This is a genomic window from Roseixanthobacter liquoris, from assembly GCF_043195135.2.
GTDB lineage: Bacteria > Pseudomonadota > Alphaproteobacteria > Rhizobiales > Xanthobacteraceae > NCEH01.
Genome location: NZ_CM195537.1, coordinates 2,861,667 through 2,879,255, shown reverse-complemented (window position 1 = coordinate 2,879,255; position 17,589 = coordinate 2,861,667). Strand labels below are relative to the sequence as shown.

The following is a 17,589-nucleotide window of genomic DNA, read 5'->3' as shown; positions in this document are numbered from 1 at the left end:
CGGCCCGAGCCGCAAGGGCAGAACGGCGCGAGCCACAGGCCAATCACCGATGCCGGCTTGCAAATGCGCTCTTGTGTCCGCCGGGAGAACAGAAATTTGACGTTTCCCCGCCATTGTTCATTCACAACGCATTCACAGCGTGCGGCGCAGTATTGAAGCTCAAAAGCGTAGACACAATTCGGCTTAGATCGTGGCCGATACCATTTCAAACGGTTCCCGCGCCTCAGTTTTCGAACGCGCGACATCGCAACGTTCAGGAGATGTTCACCATGTCCATTCTCACCAAGCAGGTCGCGGCACTCGGGCTGGTGGCGGCCCTTGGCGTGATCTCGCTGACCCCGGCCATGGCCGGCGCGATCGGCACCGGCGCGGCGAGCCTCTCCGCAGCCGTCCCGAGCGGCGTGACCCAGGTTCAATACTGGGGTCCGCGCTACGGCTATGGTCGCGGCGGCTGCTGGAATTGCGGCCGCTATTACAATAATAACAACAATGGCGCGGCGGTTGGGGCGGGCATTGCGCTGGGCATACTTGGTGCGGCCGCGATCGCCGGCGCGGCGAGCGCTCCCCCGCCGCCCCCGCCGGTCTATTACGCCCCGCCCCCGCCGGCCCTCTATGCGCCTGCGCCGCCCGTGGTTTATGCCCCCCAGGCGCGGGGCGGATGCTGGTTCCCGACCGACACCCACGGCAACGGCTATTGGGGCGCCTGCTGAGGCGCGGACGCAGAGATTCATGCGATCGAGGGCGGCTTGCGCCGCCCTTTCGCGTTTCTATTCCGCTCTAAACCGCGATTTCGCCCGAACTTCGGGGATGCCCTGTTTCATCCGCCGATGGCGAGCGCCGCCGCGACCACCAGCGGCAGGGTGACCGCCGCGACGATGAGTTGCAGCGTCAGGATCTGCGCGAGCAGGGGGGCATCGCCGCCCATCTGGCGGGCCAGGACGTAGCCGGCCGGAGCCGAGGGCACGGCGCAGATGACGGTCACCACCACCACCTCCATGCCCCTGAGGCCGAGCGCCAGGGCAAAGCCCAGCGCCAGCGCCGGCTTTACGAGGAGGCAGAGCAGGATCGCGCACACGGCGCCGGCGCTCGGCCGCACCAGATGCCGCACGCTGACGCCCGCGCCCACCACCACCAGTCCCACCGCCAGGGACGCGCGGCCGAGGATGTCGGCCACCTCCAGCGCCAGATGCGGCACGGGAACATGGGAGATGTTGATCGCCGCGCCCGCAAGGCAGGAGACGATCAGCGGATTGCGGAGCAACTGGCGGGCGATGCGCCCGGGGGTCGGCGCCTCGGCTCCGGCGTACCTTGCCAGGACGGCGACCACCACCACATTGATCGCGGGGATGAGGCAGACCAGCATCACCGCCGCGACGGCCACCCCCGGCGTGCCGTAGAGACCGTCCGCGAGCGCCAGCGCGACATAGGTGTTCCAGCGCACCGTGCCCTGGTAGACGGAAGTGAACGCCGGCCCATCGATGCCATACAGGCGCATCAGCCGGACGCGGGCCGCCAGCAGGCCGACGCACAGGACCGCGAGCGAAAGACCCATCGCCCCGACCGTGCCAAGCAGGCTCACGCGCGACATGTCCGCCCGGATCGCCGAAACCAGCAGCAGGGCGGGAAACAGCACGTAGTAGGTGACCTGTTCCAGCCCGACCCAATGGGCGGGATCCCGCAGAACCCAGCGGCGCAGGCCCGTCCCGAGGGCGACCACACAGAAAACGGGAAGCAGCGCTGAGAGAATCGTTTCCATGGGCGACCGCAGAGGCAGGGAGAACCGCGCCGGCGGGCGCGAGCGGGGGAGCGCGGGCCGGCGATTCCTGGAACCAGTGCGGGCCGCAATGCCTCATCCATGCGCCTGCCCGCCCGCGGACTCAAGCGACGCGCCCCGCGGAATCGCGCGCAACGGCACTGGGCTGCAATCTGCGCCTGCCGGCGCGCGCCCCGCGACGGCGGGCCGGGACAGCGCGGGCTTGGCGTCTCACACCCCTTTGCCGGCAATGTTTCTACGCACCCCCGCGACTTTGGGATGCTTGCATTCGGCGATGGTTTATTGTTGATGTTCTGAAACTTATGGGTGCACCGGGTTCGGGGGAACGGCGCCGCATGTCAGATCGTACGGCGGCCGGACTCGCCGAGCAGATGCTTGATCTTTTGCCGCCGGACGGCGCGCCGGTGCTGAATCGGGTGCTGCGGGCCATGCTGTCCCGGCGCCTCGCCCAACCGATTTCCACGGAGGATTTCTTCCTCGCCCGCGACCTGCTGCTGAAGCGCGGCCGGGTGGGCCGGGAGCGGGGCCAGGGCGGCAAGATCTTTCTGCTGAAGGCCCCGCCCGCCGAGCCGCCCGCGGCATCGGCCCCATCCCCGATTTCGCCGACGGCGCCGCTGGAAGCGGAATTGATGGCACCGGTGGCGCACTATCTCGCCACCACCTTCGTCCGCAATCTGGACCTGCCGAAGGGCGGGTTGGCCTTAATGCAGGACATTTCGGCCATCGGTCCCAGCTCCGGCCAATGGGCGCGGCCGGATTTCATGCTGGTGAGCCTGCTGCGCTTCACCTTCATGCCCGGATCGCAACTCGACGTGCACGCCTTCGAGCTGAAGACCGAGACCGGCGGCTCGGTTCTGGCGGTGCATGAGGCGCTGGCGCAGACCCGCTTTACCCATTTCGGCCATCTCATCTGGCACTTGCCGGAAGACTCAAGGGCACGGGCGCGCCTGCCGGACGTGCACAAGCAATGCGAGGAGCACGGCATCGGCCTGATCCTCGCTGTGCGCCCCAAAGACCCGGAAAGCTACGAGGTTCTGCTCGACCCCAAGCGCAAGGCGACGCCACCCAAGACGGTGGACGGGTTCCTGGAAAGCCGCCTGAACCCGCACAATCGCACCGCGCTCAAGAAAGCCCTGAAGGAGGACGCCTGATGCCCCGGCCTGGACGCGTGATCGCCGTCGCCAACATGAAGGGCGGCGTCGGCAAGACCACCACGGTGGTGATGCTGGCGGAAGCCCTGGCAGCGGATGGAAACCGGGTGCTGGTGATCGATCTGGACGCGCAGGCGAGCGTTTCATATTCCTTAGGAGGCAACGCACTCCTTCGCGAATTGTTTTTAGAAGAACGCACTATTAGCTACTTTTTAGAAGATGTATTTGTGGATGGAAAACAACGTAAAATTTCCAATTTTATTAGAAATCAGGTAACAACCACAACATACAAATCTAATTTGTTAAATGTTTCTCTGATAGCTGCAGATCCCACACTTAGATATGTTGAGAGATATCTATTAAGTGCGCTGATCAAAAAGGGCTTCGACATCGACGCTCTGTCGAACCGCATTTGGAAGAGGATGGAGCGGGAAATGCCGCCGCTAAAGCAGGAGTATGATTATATCTTCTTTGACTGCGCGCCGGGAATTTCTCTTTTAACCGAGGTCGCTATTCGTGGTGCTGACATGGTTTTGATTCCGACCATTCCGGACTCCATGTCAACACTCGGTTTGTCGGCGTTTTCTAATAGCTTCTGGCGGGGACCACTTGCCCGAAGCACTCCTCTCCCGATGCCAAAACGTCTGCCGTATGTCCTTTTTTCAAGATGTCAAAATATTCGCACCCACAATCTCACGCGTGAGCGAATGCGTCTGGAAGTGTCATCGATAGATCCGCCATATTATATGCTCAAAACAATTATTCCGCAGGCTGCAATACTTGCCGATGTCTGCACCGATCAACCCGGGCGAACCTTTCAGGGCAAATACGGGCCAGTGATCACTACAGCACTCAACCAGCTTCTGGGCGAAATGAAGGACATTCTCGATGGCCATCCATCTTGACGGGCACGCCGTCTTCGCGGCGATCGGCACCCATCCCGCAGCGTTCCCCGACCTTTCAACCGATGTCGCTGTCGCTGCCGAGAAATTGTTGGTCAAGCAGGTCAAGGCTAAGGGCCTCACGCTCGACCAACTGCGTACGCTCTTCAAGGCCATCGGCGACGATCTCGCAACCGTTCTTCTCGATACGCTGAAGGACACAGAGATCGCTTCTCTGGTGAAGAAACTGGATAAAAACCGCGCAGGGTTAGAGCCATCGCCCGCCCGAGTTCTCCTCCATGAGCTTGGGTTTGGAATCAAGGAACCGGAACCTGATGCTCCAAAGAGCAAGACGAAGGCGAAGGCCCCAGCAAAGAAGAAGCCCGCGCTAGAGGGCCTTATGAAGATCACGGATGCCTTCGAAGCGGCACATCTCAGAGAGCGGCCGCCCGCACCGAAGACCACCGCCAAGCCGCAGGCCGAGGCACCGGCGCCGACGCCGCCGGCAAAGCCGGCGGGCCGAGGCGGGCGCGCGAAGAAGGCGTAGGCGGGCGTTTGGAGGGACGAAGGGAGGCCGCTTCTTCGGGCCGGGCTGAAGCCCGCTCCTGACCCTCCGCCGAAGCCCCCTCCCCAGCCCTCCCCCGCACGCGGGAGAGGGAGAGCTGTGGCGCTTCATGGAACAATCGATCTTCCCAAGAATAATAACATCCCCTCTCCCGCGTGCGGGGGAGGGTTAGGGAGGGGGCTTGGGAGGGTCACGCTCGGGCAAGCAGCCAAGGGCGTGAATAACAAGCGGAAAAGAAGATCGGCAGCGGCGGAGCGCCCCGCCCTGCTACCGGAAAAAACCAGGAGAAGCCGGAAAGCCCCATCTCCCCCCTCACCCCTGCCCGTCCGGCCCGGCCTCCGCGATATCGCGCAGGCGGAGCGTCACGCGGGCTTCGCCTTGCCAGTGGTCGAGATCCAGGGATCCGGCCACGTGCACGGTGCGGCCCCGCAGTTCCGTCAGCGCGCGGCCGAGGGGCTCCTCGGCGCAGCGGAAGGCGACCGCGCGCAGGGTCGAGCCGTCGCGCGCGGTGAGGCGGGCGCGCATGTGGCCGGTGCCGAACGTCTCCACATAGGAGAGGCGATGGGAGGGGAAGGCGAACACCGGCTCCGGATTGCCGGCGCCATAGGGCCCCGCCCTGGCCACCAGATCCACCAGCGCGGGTGTCGCGCCGGACGCCGTCAGGGCGGCATCGATGGTGAGCGCACCTTCCGAACGGGCGCGTTCCACCGCTTCGGCAAGCTCGCGCTCCAGATAGGCGCGCAGGTCGCCGAGCCGCTTACGCTCCACCGTGAGGCCCGCCGCCATGGCATGGCCGCCGCCCTTCACCAGCAATCCCTGCTCCACCGCGCCCCGCACCGCGCGGCCGAGATCGACCCCGGGAATGGAGCGGGCCGAGCCGGTGCCGGTGTCGCCCAAAAAAGCGATCGCCAGCGCCGGGCGGTTGAACCGCTCCTTCAGGCGCGAGGCGACCAGCCCCACCACGCCGGGATGCCATCCGTCGCCGCTCACCACCACGGCGGCGCCGGCCTGGTCGCCATGGGCGGCGAATGCCTCGGCCTCGGCGGTGGCGAGGATGGCGCGCTCCACCTCCTGGCGCTCGGTGTTGAGGCGGTCGAGTTCCGCCGCCATCACCTTGGCTTCCATGGGGTCCTGCTCCAGCAGCAGGCGCGTGCCGAGCGTGGCATCGCCGATCCGCCCGCCGGCATTGATGCGCGGGCCGAGCAGGAAGCCGAGATGCCAGGGGCGCGGCGGTCCGTCCAGCCGCGCCACGTCCATCAGCGCCGTGAGGCCCGGCCGCTGGCGCCGGCGCAGGGCGATCAGCCCCTTCGTCACATAGGCGCGGTTGAGGCCGATGAGCGGCACCACGTCGGCCACCGTGCCGAGCGCGACCAGATCCAGCGAAGCCAGCAGATCGGGAGCCGGTAGCTCTTCGGTCCAATGGCCCTCCTCGCGCAGCCGGCGCACGAGACCCACCATGGTGATGAAGACCAGCCCCACCGCGCACAGGTGCCCGAGGCCGGACAGATCGTCCTCCCGGTTCGGGTTCACGATGGCCTCGGCCTCGGGAAGGGTCTCGCCGGCCTGGTGATGGTCGATCACCACAACGTCGAGCCCGAGGCGCCGCGCGGCGGCGAGCGGCTCCAGGCTGGTGGTGCCGCAATCCACCGTCACCAGCAGCGTCACGCCGCGCGCCGCCAATTGCTCGATGGCGGCGATGTTCGGGCCGTAGCCTTCGAAAATGCGGTCGGGAATATGAAACAGCGGATCCAGCCCGCCCGCGCGCAGCACGCTGACCAGCAAAGCGGTGGAGGTGGCGCCATCCACGTCATAATCGCCGAACACCGCCACCGTCTCCCCGGTGCAGACGGCGGCGGCGAGGCGCTCCACCGCCGCTTCCATGTCGGTCAGCGTGTTGGGATCGGGAAGAAGGGTGCGGATGGCGGGGTCGAGATAGGCCGGCACGTCCGCGATCGCGACGCCGCGCCCCGCCAGGATGCGCGCCAGAAGCTCCGGCAGATCGTGGCGCTGGGCGATGGCAAGCGCGCTCTGGGCGGCGCGCAGGTCCAGCCGGTCGCGCCACGTCCGCCCGGTGGCGGAGGCGGTGACGCCGAGAAAGGGGCGATTCGTCGGATGCACGGTCACGCCCCATGAAGCCAGAGCCTGGCCCCGGCGTCGAGAGCGCTCATGCGAGCAGCGCCAGCGCGCCGCCGGCCGCGACCGCGACGCCCGTGGGTATGGCGAGGCGCAAGGCGAACGCCGGCGGGCCGGCGCCGGCGCCATAGGCCGCGCGCGCCAGCGCGTTCACGCCGAGCGCCGCGAGCACCGCATGCGCCGCGTCGCTCACCGAAATCCCCTGGCCGGCGAGGCGCGCGGCATTCAGGGTGGCCACATCCACATCGGCGAGGCCGGTCAAGGCGCTGACCAGCAGCAGGCTGCCGGCGCCGCTCGCCTGCAACAGCCACGCGCTCAGCACGGCCACGGCCGCAAAACCCGCCGCGAAGATCAGCAGCGGCTTGAGATCGAACGGATTGCCGAGCCGCGTGGCTTTCGCCGTGTGCCCGCCCGCCTGTCGCATCAGCCAGAAACCGCTGAGCGCCAGCACGAGGGCCGCCGCGCCGGCGGGTGCCGCAACCCGCGCCAGCACCGCCGGGGCGAGAAGCGCGAGCAGGGTCAGCACCCGCAGGATCGAGACCATGCCGGCAAGGCACGCCCCGCCGGCCAGCAGCGTCGGCGGCTCGCCTCCCGCCGCGCGCCGCGCGAACACCACGGTGACGGCGGTGGAGGACACGAGCGCTCCGGCGAGGGCGCTGAACAGGATGCCGCGCTGCGGTCCCGCCACCTTCACCGCGAGATAGCCCGCATAGGAAATGGCCGCGGTCAGCACCGTGAACAGCCAGATCTCGCGCGGATTGAGGCTGTGGAACGGGTCGATGGTGCGGTCGGGCAGCAATGGCAGCACGATCACCGTCATGGCCAGCAGAACCAGGGCCGACCGCAGTTCCACCCAGGTCAGCCGCCGCACCAGGCCGTGCAGCATGCTGCGGCTTGCGAGCAGGCCGGCGCCGGCGATGGCGGCGGCTCCGGCAAGGCGCGGGTCGCCCACCACGGCGAAGGCGCCGAGCGCGAACACCAGCAGGCCGGCCACCAGTCCGGTGATCGAAAAGGAATGCTGCCGCTCCAGCTCCCGCCAGGTGAAAACCCCGAACGCGAAGGCGAACACCAGGAATCCGGTGGCCAGAACCAGCGGACTTTGAAGGCTCTGCGCGAGCGCCGCGAACACGCCGCCCAGCAGGCCGGCGAGAGAGAAGGTGCGGACCCCGGCGGTGCGGCTGCCGGCGGGCCGCTCACGGGCCTGCCAGCCGCGCTCGATACCGACGATCAGCCCGATGGCGAGCGCCGTGGCAAGGCGCAACAGCAGGTCCTGCATCGCCCTCCCCCTGCCCCCCAACCGCCCACCGCGCGGACCGAAGGCGCGCGCTTTAGAATACGAACTTGGAGAAATCCCGGTGCTCGGTCTTCACGCGCCGCACGGTTCCCGTGGACGAGCGCATGAGCACCGTATCGGTCTCGATCACCGCGCGGCCGAACCGCACGCCCTGGAGCAGTGCGCCGTTGGTCACGCCCGTGGCCGACACCAGGCAATCGCCGCGCACCATGTCGGAGAGCTTGTAGATGCGCGAGAAATCGCGAATGCCCATCTGCTTGGCCTTGGTGCGCTTGGCCTCGGTGTCGAGCACGAGGCGGCCTTCCATCTGGCCGCCGATGCAGCTCAGCGCCGCCGCCGCAAGCACCCCCTCGGCGGCGCCGCCGCTGCCGAGATAAATGTCCACGCCGCTGTCCTGCGGATTGGTGGTGTGGATGATCCCCGCCACGTCGCCGTCGGTGATCAGCTTCACCGAGGCGCCCGCCGCGTGCACGGCCTCGATCAGCGCGGCATGGCGCGGACGATCAAGCACCAGGGCGGTGATTTCGGACGGCGAGATGCCGCGCGCCTTCGCCAGCGCATGGATGTTTTCCTGGTGCGTCGCTGCGAGCGAGACGATCCCTTCGGGATAGCCGGGGCCGATGGCGATCTTCTCCATATAGACCGGCGGCGCGGCGAGAAGCGAACCGGTCTCGGCGATGACGATCACCGAGATGGAGCCCGGCATGTTCTTGGCGCACAGGGTCGTGCCTTCCAGCGGGTCGACGGCGATGTCCACCGCATCCCCGCCCTCGCCCACCTCCTCGCCGAGGAACAGGTGGGGCACTTCCCCTTCCAGACCCTCGCCGATCACCACCCGGCCGCTCAGCGGCATTTTCGACAATTCGCGATAGGCCGCGGCGCTCGCCGCCTCGTCGGCGGCCTGCTCGTCGCCGCGCCCCCGCAGCCGCGCCGCCGCCACCGCGGCGCGCTCGGTCACGCGGGCGAGTTCCAGGGCAAAACGGCGATCCAGCACCTGGGCCGCGCGCGCTTCGGGCATGGATCAGTCCTTCTCGATGCGGATCACCTGGGGCGGATTGGCGATGACGCCTTCCGCCTCGATGGCCGCCACGGCGCGCCGCACGGCCTCTTCCGTCGTGGCATAGGTGATCAGGATCACCGTCGCCTGCTCGCCCTCGCCCATGCGCGTGGGGCGGTGTTGGACGATGGATTCCAGCGAGATCCCCTCATCCGCCATGCGGCCGGCAATGGTGGCGGCGGTGCCCGGCTTGTTGACCGCCGCAAGCCGGATGTAATAGCCGCCCTCGTGCAATTGCATCGGTGCCCGGCGCGGCACCTGGAGCGCCGCGGTCGGCAGGCCGAACGGATAGCCCCGCACGCCCCGCGCCAGATCCACCAGATCCGCCACCACGGCGGAGGCCGTCGCGGCGCCGCCCGCCCCGGGGCCGACCAGCGTGAGGGCGACCGCATCGCCGTCCACGGCGACGGCATTGGTCACGCCCGCCACCTGGGCGATGGGCCAGTGCTTGGGCACCATGGTGGGGTGCACGCGCTGCTCGATGCCATCCTCGGTGCGCACCGCGACGCCGAGCAGCTTGACCTTGTATCCCAGCTCGTCCGCCGCCTGGAGATCGGCCAGGGTCAGCGAGCGGATGCCTTCCACATAGATCGCGTCCGCGTCCACCTGCGTGCCGAACGCGAGCGAGGTGAGGAGCGCGAGCTTGTGGGCGGTGTCGTAGCCGTCGATGTCGAAGGTCGGGTCCGCCTCCGCATAGCCGAGGCGCTGCGCCTCCGCCAGGCAGGTCTCGAAGGAGAGGCCCTCGTCCGCCATGCGGGTGAGGATGTAATTGCAGGTGCCGTTGAGAATGCCGGAGACGCGGGCGATGCGATTGCCCACCAGGGCCTCGCGCAGGGTCTTCACGATGGGAATGCCGCCCGCCACCGCCGCTTCGAAATCGAGCGCGACGCCGGAGGCCTCGGCACCGGCGGCGAGCGCCATGCCGTGCTTCGCCAGCAGGGCCTTGTTGGCCGTGACCACCGGCTTGCCGGCAGCAAGGGCGGCGGCGACCGCCGCCTTGGCCGGGTCGCCCTCGCCGCCCATGAGCTCCACGAACACGTCGATGCCGGCATCGTTCGCGAGCGACACCGGATCGTCGTGCCAGCGCACGCCCGACAGATCGATGCCGCGATCCTTGGCCCGGTCGCGTGCACTGACCGCGACCACTTTCACCGTGCGGCCGGTGCGGGCCGCGATCTCTGCCGACTGGCGCTCCAGCATCTTCACGACGCCGACGCCGACGGTGCCGAGGCCAGCCAGCCCCACGTTCAAGTCACTCATGGGAAATCGGGTTTCCTGTTGGATCAGCGGGCGGCGCTCAGCGGCACGACATTGTGCAAGGTGGTGCCGGCGGTCTCGAAGAAGCGGCGGACATTGCGGGCCGCCTGGCGGATGCGCTGCTCATTCTCCACCACGGCGATGCGGACGAAATCATCGCCATGCTCGCCGAAGCCGACGCCCGGCGCGACCGCGACCTCGGCCTTTTCGATCAGGAGCTTGGCGAACTCCACGCTGCCCATGGCGCGGAACGGCTCGGGAATGGGAGCCCAGGCGAACATGGACGCCTCGGGCACCGGAATGGTCCAGCCGGAACGGCCGAAGCTCTCCACGAGCGCATCGCGCCGCCGCTTGTAGGTTTCCCGCATCTCCGCCACGCAATCCTGCGGACCGTTCAGCGCCGCCGTCGCCGCCACCTGGATCGGGGTATAGGCGCCGTAGTCGAGATAGGATTTCACGCGCGAAAGGGCGGCGATGAGCCGCTCGTTGCCGACCGCGAAGCCCATGCGCCAGCCGGCCATGGAATAGGTCTTGGACATGGAGGTGAATTCCACCGTCACGTCCATGGCGCCCGGCACCTGCAACACGGAGGGCGGCGGGTTGTCGTCGAAATAGAGCTCCGCATAGGCGAGGTCGGAGAGGATGATGAGGTCGTTCTTCTTCGCGAAGGCCACCACATCCCGATAGAAATCCAGGCTCGCAACCGTTGCGGTGGGGTTCGAGGGATAGCACAGCACCACCGCGATGGGCTTCGGGATGGAATGCTGCACTGCCCGTTCCATGGCATGGAAGAAGCCGGCGTCCGGCTCCACCGGCACCGAGCGGATCACGCCGCCCGCCATCAGGAAGCCGAAGGCGTGGATCGGATAGCTCGGATTGGGCGTCAGGATGACATCGCCCGGCGCGGTGATCGCCTGCGCCATATTGGCGAAGCCTTCCTTCGAGCCGAGGGTGGCCACCACCTGGCGATCCGGATCCAGCTTCACGCCGAACCGGCGCGCATAATAGGCGGCCTGGGCGCGGCGCAAACCGGGAATGCCCTTGGAGGCGGAATAACGGTCGGTGCGCGGCTTGCCGATGGTTTCCTTCAGCTTCTCGATCACATGGGCCGGCGCATCGAGATCCGGATTGCCCATGCCGAGGTCGACGATATCCGCGCCATTGTTGCGGGCGGCGGCCTTCACACGATTCACCTGCTCGAACACGTAAGGCGGCAGCCGGCGAATGCGGTGGAAATCGGTCATCTCAGTCAAGCTCCCAAGCCGCGTGCCCTTCTTCTCCCGGCGCGGCGAACGAGCGTTCTACCACTGTTCGGTGAAGGAAAAAGTGCTCATCGAATGCTGCAAGTGCGAGATTTGCATCAAAAGCGCGTCTTCCACCGTCCGGGTCGAGATTTGCGCAAGGTCAAGGCTGCCATGCGGCGGGCGCACCTCTCGCACGCAGGCATTGCTCGGGCCTGTGATGGCGCACACGGTGGGCCCGAAAAGGCCGACGCAGGGCACGTCCAGCGCCGCCGTCATGTGCAGGATGCCCGAATCATTGCCCAGCAGCACGTTGGCGCTCGCCGCCTGAAACACCGCCTCCTCCAGCGGAGTCGCGGTAAAATCGCGCACCGGGGTCGCGGCGGCGATGATGCGGGCGGCCTCCGCCTCCGCCGGGCCGCCGAGCACCCACACGGCAAAGCCACGCGCGGCGAAGGCGGCGGCGATCTCGGCGAAGCGCTCCGCCGGCCAGAGCCGCTTCACATTATAAGCCCCGGGCGCAAGGGCGAGCACCGGCCGGCCGTCCGGCACCGCCTGGGCGCTTTTCTGCCAGGCATAGAGATCGGTCGGCTCGACCTTGAGGCGCGGCGGAAGAATCGCCTCCATCACCTCGTCGGGCTCGCGCGCCAGGGCACAGACCTTCTGGGTCTCCCCATGGATCTGCCCCTCGCCCCAGCGCACCTGGTTGATGAGGAAAAGGCGCCCCTCGCCGAACCAGCCGACCCGCTCGGGGATGCCGGCGAGGAACGGCACGATGGCGGCCTTATAGGTGCGGCTCACCACATAGACCCGGCGATACCGCTCGTTGCGCAGGCGCCGGGCCAGGTCCAGCTTCTGCCGCAGGCCGAGCGCGCGATGGGGCGTGTCGTCCACCCAGGCCTTGCGCAGTTCCGGCACGAAGCGGACCAGCCGGTCCGTGGGGCTGCGACACAGGAAATCGATCGCGACGCCGGGAAACCGCCGCGCCACGTGGCGCGCCAGCGCGAAACAGCGGACGTGATCGCCGATCCCGCCGAAGCCCGCGATCAGGAATGCCGCGCCGCCCCCTTCGCCCTCGGCAGGCGGCGTCCGGGTGGGAAGGCTCACGGCTGACCCTTCTGAGCATCCGCATCGGCCTGCTGAAGCCGGCGCTGGGCGTCATTCGCCGCATTCTCCAGTTCCGCCTGCACCTTGGCGAGCTGGTCCGGCGACATCGCCGGCGGGCGGGGCGTGGGCGGAACGCTGAAATTGGGGAAATTCCCCGCTTCCACCTTCGGCACGTCGGGCACCTTGGGTTCCAGGAACGGAATGCTCGATTCGCCGGCGCAGCCCGCGAGCGCAAGCCCCAGCATCAGGACGGACGCCCGCGCCCAGGCACGCGGGGACGGCGCGGCGCGCCGGCGCACGGCCGAAAATGTCTGGCGCCCTGCGCTATTCATCTTTTCCCCGCATAAATCTTCCATACCGCTCATCCGCCGCAGACGAAGCACCTCGCCCCTCGCCATGCGGCTCGCTAATATGCCCGAAGCAGGAAACGCGAAACAGGCCCCGTCACGATCTCCGACAAAGATCCGACATTTGGCGGGGCGCCGCCCAAGGATTGACCATGTCCGCGCCAAAGGACCTCACACCCGCAACCCGCTCCGGCCGGCTCGATATGGACGCCTTCGCCCATAACCTTGCTCAATTGATCGAGGAAGGCGGCAAGGCGATGGCGGCTTATATCCGCCCGCGCGAGGCCGGCACCAAAAAAGACGACATGGCCGACGACATCGCCGACGCCTTCAAGACGTTCGGCCAGGTCGCGGAATATTGGATGGCCGACCCCCAGCGCACGGCCGAGGCGCAATCCCGCCTGATGACCAATTATATTTCCGTCTGGTCGGCGGCGCTGAAGAAAATGTCCGGCGAACCCGCCGAAACGGTGACCGCCCCCGACCCGAAGGATGGGCGCTTCAAGGACCCGGAGTGGAATTCCAACCCGTTCTTCGACGCGCTGAAGCAGACTTATCTGGTCACCACCCACTGGGCCGATTCCATGGTGAAGGAGGCCGACGGCCTCGACCCCCATGTGAAGCACAAGGCCGAGTTCCTGGTGCGCCAGCTCACCAACGCCATCTCCCCGTCCAATTTCATCCTGACCAATCCCGAGCTGCTGCGCGAGACGCTGAACTCCAACGGCGAAAACCTCGTGCGGGGCATGAAGCACTTCACCGAGGATCTGATCGAGGGGAACGGCGACCTGCGTATTCGCCAGACCGACCTTTCCGCCTTCGAGGTCGGCCGCAATCTCGCGACCACGCCGGGCAAGGTGGTGTTCGAAACCGATCTGATGCAGCTCATCCAATATGCGCCGACCACGCCGAACGTGAAGAAACTGCCGGTGCTGCTGGTGCCGCCGTGGATCAACAAGTTCTACATTCTCGATCTGAACCCGGAAAAATCCTTCATCAAATGGCTGGTGGACCAGGGATTGACGGTGTTCGTCATTTCCTGGGTCAATCCCGACGCGCGCCTCGCCGCGAAAGGGTTCGACGATTACATGCGCGAGGGTATCATGGCCGCCCTCGATGCGATCGAGAAGGCGACCGGGGAGAAGCAGGCCCACACCATCGGATATTGCGTCGGCGGCACGCTGCTCGCGGTGACGCTGGCCTATATGGCCGCCGCCGGCGATACGCGCATTCCGAGCGCCACCTTCCTCACCACCCAGATCGACTTCACCCATGCGGGCGACCTGAAGGTGTTCGTGGATGAAGAGCAGCTTGCGGTGATCGAGCGCAAAATGCAGGAGACCGGCTATCTCGAAGGCCGCAAGATGGCGTCCGCCTTCAACATGCTCCGGTCCAATGATCTGATCTGGCCCTATGTGGTGAACAATTACATGAAGGGCCAGCAGCCCTTCCCGTTCGACCTGCTCTATTGGAATGCGGATTCCACCCGCATGCCGGCGGCCAACCATTCCTATTACCTGCGCAATTGCTACCTGGAAAACAACATCGCCAAGGGGCTCGCGCGGATCGCCGGCGTGCCCATCGACATGCACAAGGTCAATATCCCGGTCTATGCGCTCGCCACGCGCGAGGATCATATCGCCCCGCCGAAATCCGCCTTCATCGGCGCCGGCCTCCTCAGCGGCCCGGTCCGGTTCGTGCTGGCGGGCTCGGGGCATATAGCAGGGGTTGTGAACCCGCCGGCCAAGGTGAAATACCAGCACTGGACCGGCGGCGCGGTGGGCGGGGCCTATGAGGATTGGCTCGGCGCGGCGCAGGAGCACCCCGGCTCCTGGTGGCCGGATTGGATGCAATGGTTCAGCGCCATGCATCAGGAAGAGGTCCCGGCCCGCGAGCCCGGCGGCGGCGTTCTGCAACCCATCGAGGACGCCCCCGGCCGCTACGTGCGCGAACGGTCCTAGAATTCCTGTCAGCCGCCAGTTAAGTGCCGCTGCGTCACCGGCCTAAGAGTGGCGAAGGATGCACGCGCCACAACCTATTTGGTTGTGGATATTATTTATTGCACGTTTTTGGTGTATCTCGCATAGTCCTGCCACGGACATCGCTCGCCCGGACCACGTCAGAAACCGCCCGCCGTTCGTCTCGGCGGGTTCTGCATTGCCGCACACCCGCGAGGACGGGTGTGGTCTGAGAATGCCCTCTGCTGCCTGGCCGCCGGTCGATGCTCCGACATCTCAGGAGGGATCTATGGCGAACGGAGATCTTGAGCCCATCGGGGCTGAGAAAAATGACGCGAAGACCAAATCCAAGGGCGGCAGCGGTGCGGGCTCGGGCGGCACGAACCGCCTCTCCCAGATCGCCAATAAGAAGAACGACGCCGGTGTGGGCCACGGCTACGATGTGAGCCGGGGCCTCAACCTCCAGCAGGCGCTGCGTGGCCAGCTGTTCGACCTGCAAGTCGAATCCACGGGCGACGATGATTTCGAATTCGTCATCGTCAAGCGCGGCCCCGACGGAACCGTGACGGCGCGTTCCCAATTGGAATGGACCGTCCTGCCGACACAGGGGTTCAACCGCATCTTCGGCTCGACCGCCGATCAATACACCTCGGAAGTGTCGGAGAAACTGGGCCTGGATGCCTCCTACGGCGGATTTTCCGGCGCGATCTCCAATTCCGTCACCGATACACGCACCTTGAAGACCACCAGCAGCCTGCTGACGCTGCGCTTCGTGCGCACCATCGCGCGGGTCGAGCTGCCGGCCAATTTCAAACCCTTCGTGCGGCCGGAAGTGGCGGCGATCCTGAATGGCGACGAGGAAGCGTTGACCGAATTCTTCGACCAGTACGGCACCCATTTCGTCCGCCAGAGCCTCTATGGGGGCTATTGCGAATGCACGAGCGTCCTCAAATCCGCCGAGAGTTCGCGCGTGGAGAAGGTGGAATCCTCCATCAAGGCCTCGTTCGACAGCGCGGCCGGCCTCGGCGAGGGCGTGGAGGGCGCGCCCAAGGTCAAGACCGGGTCGGTCACGGCACGCGCGGAACGCAATAAGGAAACCAGCGAGACCTTCAAGAAGGAGACGGAATCCGTCGCCTGGCTCTCCGTCGGCGGCAAGAGCGCCGTTCTGAACCAGGATCAGATTCCCGAATGGGCCGCCAGCATCGACGAGGCCCCCACCCTCTGCGGCTTCGAAACGCGCAATGCCCTGTTGCCGATCTGGACCTTGTGCACCTCGCCCAAGCGCGCCCAGAAGGTCGAAGCGCTGGCCCGGCAGTTTCTGAAACAGCGCAACGCCGGCATCATCTATGCGACCGAGAGCCGGCTGAAACTGGCGAAGTGCGAGACCTTCACGACCCTTCTGACCGACAAGGGCATGGGCACGAAGAGCGACATGTCGGTCTTCGTGCCGGTGCGGACCGCGCAGCAGAAGGACTTCTTTCTGCTCGGCCACATGGTGGAGAACCATTACGGCCATGCGCGCGGCACCACCTATCTGGTGAAGGACCCGAGCCCGAACCAGACTCTGCTCAAGCCTCCGGTCGGCTGCATCCAGATCTGGTCGTCGGTGGGCAGCGGGTTCCGCGAGTTCAGCATCTGGAGAATGGTGGCGCCGGACGGCTATGTGGCGCTCGGGCACATCATCTCGCCCTCCTGGAAAGCGCCGCCGCTGGACGATTTCCGCTGCGTCCGCGAAGTGGATACCGAGTTGGCGCGCTATGGCGACTCGGTCTGGTCCAACAGCATCGGCAAGATCAATTTCCTCACCACCGGCACCAATCTCTGGGGGTCCGGATGGCGCATGTTGAGCGCCGGGGATGTCGGCGGGGCGGTTCGCGTCGGCGACCGGGAAGCCGAGATCTATCGCATCGAGCCGAAAACGCCGGCGAGCGGGGTCTCGCTGAACCTGTTCCACGGCTTCGACTATTGGAACAACCCGTCCGGCAGCCCCGTCACGCTCAAATCCAGCCTCCTGGATTCCTGACCCGCTCCGCTCGTGACCATCGCAAATTGGGAGACCAACCATGTCCCGCGTTATGATCGGCGCGCATCGGCGCGTCCTGCCCGGTGCCGGCGCTGCGCTTGCCGCCGTCCTGTTGTTCGCTTCGACCGGCCTTGCGGAAGCCGGCTCATGGCGCATCGGCGAACGCCTGAATTATTTCTGTCGGAACGGGAATAAGTCTCGCGATACAGTCCAATATTGTCATAACTGCAACAATGTATTCGGGCCGGGCAGTTATGTGACCTGGACCTTCCCGGTGACCTGCGACGGCCGGCGGACCAGCTTCCAGGTGCGGGGAGAGCTGAAATGCAACGACTGGCCGTCGGAAACCGTGCAGCGGAGCCGGATCACCGCGAACGCGGTTTCCAAACTGCCGACCAGCTCCCGCGCCTGTCCACGTTAGGGCCGGTCCAAGGCCGGTCGCATTGAGGCCTTGGAGCGAAGGGGCTCAGCACCGGGCTCAGGACCGATCGACCCGCGGGGTGGATCGACGAGGCGCTGACGGCAGGTGCGCGCACCTGCCTTCTTTGAACCATTGGCATGGCCGGGCTCGTCCCGGCCATCCAAGCCGGGCCGCCCGCGCGGGCCTTGAAATGCGGGTCCCAGCGGTGCCGCGTGGATGCACGGGTCAAGCCCGTGCATGACGATGCTCCGCTGCAATGGCGTCAGCCCATGAAGGCCGATGGATCGCAGCGCACGCGCCTGCCGCTCCCCTTCCCCAACGCGCGCCAAACCGGCGACAGGCGCCCCGCGCTCCATCCTGGCGCGGGCTTGCGCAGATGT

At 66.5% G+C, this 17,589-nt stretch carries 15 protein-coding genes; 7 read left to right on the top strand and 8 right to left on the bottom strand.

Annotated elements, in window-relative coordinates:
• The first annotated feature begins 269 nt into the window (after positions 1-269).
• Positions 270-710 (top strand): hypothetical protein, encoded by a 441-nt coding sequence (locus tag V5F84_RS12855; RefSeq protein WP_394043492.1) that lies wholly within the window; start codon positions 270-272, stop codon positions 708-710.
• Positions 711-817: 107 nt separating this feature from the next.
• On the opposite strand, the gene V5F84_RS12850 is transcribed toward V5F84_RS12855, so the two are convergent.
• Positions 818-1,756: an AEC family transporter gene (locus V5F84_RS12850; RefSeq protein WP_394043493.1), complete on the bottom strand. Its 939-nt coding sequence runs from the start codon at positions 1,754-1,756 to the stop codon at positions 818-820.
• A gap of 353 nt (positions 1,757-2,109) precedes the next feature.
• On the opposite strand from V5F84_RS12850, the gene V5F84_RS12845 reads away from it, so the two are divergent.
• The 3 genes from V5F84_RS12845 to V5F84_RS12835 are packed head-to-tail and all read left to right on the top strand — an operon-like array spanning position 2,110 to position 4,353.
• Positions 2,110-2,925, top strand: a complete 816-nt coding sequence (locus V5F84_RS12845) for a hypothetical protein (RefSeq protein ID WP_394043494.1) — start codon at positions 2,110-2,112, stop codon at positions 2,923-2,925.
• Positions 2,925-3,830 carry a ParA family protein gene (locus V5F84_RS12840; protein ID WP_394043495.1) on the top strand — a complete coding sequence of 302 codons (906 nt, stop codon included), beginning with the start codon at positions 2,925-2,927 and terminating at the stop codon, positions 3,828-3,830. Before V5F84_RS12845 ends, V5F84_RS12840 begins: the two co-directional genes overlap by 1 nt.
• Entirely contained in the window at positions 3,814-4,353 is a 540-nt protein-coding gene (locus V5F84_RS12835) for a hypothetical protein (RefSeq protein ID WP_394043496.1), read from the top strand. Before V5F84_RS12840 ends, V5F84_RS12835 begins: the two co-directional genes overlap by 17 nt.
• A gap of 330 nt (positions 4,354-4,683) precedes the next feature.
• Here V5F84_RS12835 and recJ read toward each other — a convergent pair whose 3' ends face one another.
• Genes recJ through V5F84_RS12800 form a run of 7 tightly spaced genes read right to left on the bottom strand, consistent with a single transcriptional unit; the run spans position 4,684 to position 12,792 of the window.
• On the bottom strand, positions 4,684-6,495 hold the full coding sequence (recJ, locus tag V5F84_RS12830; RefSeq protein ID WP_394043497.1) for a single-stranded-DNA-specific exonuclease RecJ: 1,812 nt from the start codon (positions 6,493-6,495) through the stop codon (positions 4,684-4,686).
• Between the two features lie 40 nt (positions 6,496-6,535).
• Positions 6,536-7,780, bottom strand: a complete 1,245-nt coding sequence (locus V5F84_RS12825) for an MgtC/SapB family protein (protein ID WP_394043498.1) — start codon at positions 7,778-7,780, stop codon at positions 6,536-6,538.
• A gap of 52 nt (positions 7,781-7,832) precedes the next feature.
• Positions 7,833-8,816, bottom strand: coding sequence for a class II fructose-bisphosphatase (gene glpX, locus V5F84_RS12820; RefSeq protein ID WP_394043499.1), 984 nt, complete (start codon positions 8,814-8,816; stop codon positions 7,833-7,835).
• 3 nt (positions 8,817-8,819) lie between these two features.
• The gene (locus V5F84_RS12815) at positions 8,820-10,115 is read right to left on the bottom strand and encodes a homoserine dehydrogenase (protein WP_394043500.1); all 1,296 of its coding nucleotides are present in this window, start codon (positions 10,113-10,115) and stop codon (positions 8,820-8,822) included.
• A 23-nt stretch (positions 10,116-10,138) separates the two neighbouring features.
• Positions 10,139-11,356 (bottom strand): LL-diaminopimelate aminotransferase, encoded by a 1,218-nt coding sequence (locus V5F84_RS12810; protein WP_394043501.1) that lies wholly within the window; start codon positions 11,354-11,356, stop codon positions 10,139-10,141.
• Between the two features lie 57 nt (positions 11,357-11,413).
• The gene (waaF, locus tag V5F84_RS12805) at positions 11,414-12,460 is read right to left on the bottom strand and encodes a lipopolysaccharide heptosyltransferase II (protein ID WP_394043502.1); all 1,047 of its coding nucleotides are present in this window, start codon (positions 12,458-12,460) and stop codon (positions 11,414-11,416) included.
• Entirely contained in the window at positions 12,457-12,792 is a 336-nt protein-coding gene (locus tag V5F84_RS12800; protein WP_394043503.1) for a hypothetical protein, read from the bottom strand. Before V5F84_RS12800 ends, waaF begins: the two co-directional genes overlap by 4 nt.
• Positions 12,793-12,959: 167 nt before the next feature.
• Here V5F84_RS12800 and V5F84_RS12795 point away from each other — a divergent pair, with 167 nt between their 5' ends.
• The 3 genes from V5F84_RS12795 to V5F84_RS12785 all read left to right on the top strand — a co-directional run bounded on the left by V5F84_RS12795 (position 12,960) and on the right by V5F84_RS12785 (position 17,209).
• A complete protein-coding gene (locus tag V5F84_RS12795) occupies positions 12,960-14,768 on the top strand; it encodes a class I poly(R)-hydroxyalkanoic acid synthase (RefSeq protein WP_394043504.1) in 1,809 nt (602 codons plus the stop codon).
• A gap of 286 nt (positions 14,769-15,054) precedes the next feature.
• Complete coding sequence (locus tag V5F84_RS12790; protein WP_394043505.1) at positions 15,055-16,788, top strand: Vps62-related protein; 1,734 nt, start codon at positions 15,055-15,057, stop codon at positions 16,786-16,788.
• 40 nt (positions 16,789-16,828) lie between these two features.
• Positions 16,829-17,209 (top strand): hypothetical protein, encoded by a 381-nt coding sequence (locus V5F84_RS12785; RefSeq protein ID WP_394043506.1) that lies wholly within the window; start codon positions 16,829-16,831, stop codon positions 17,207-17,209.
• The last annotated feature ends 380 nt before the right edge of the window (positions 17,210-17,589 follow it).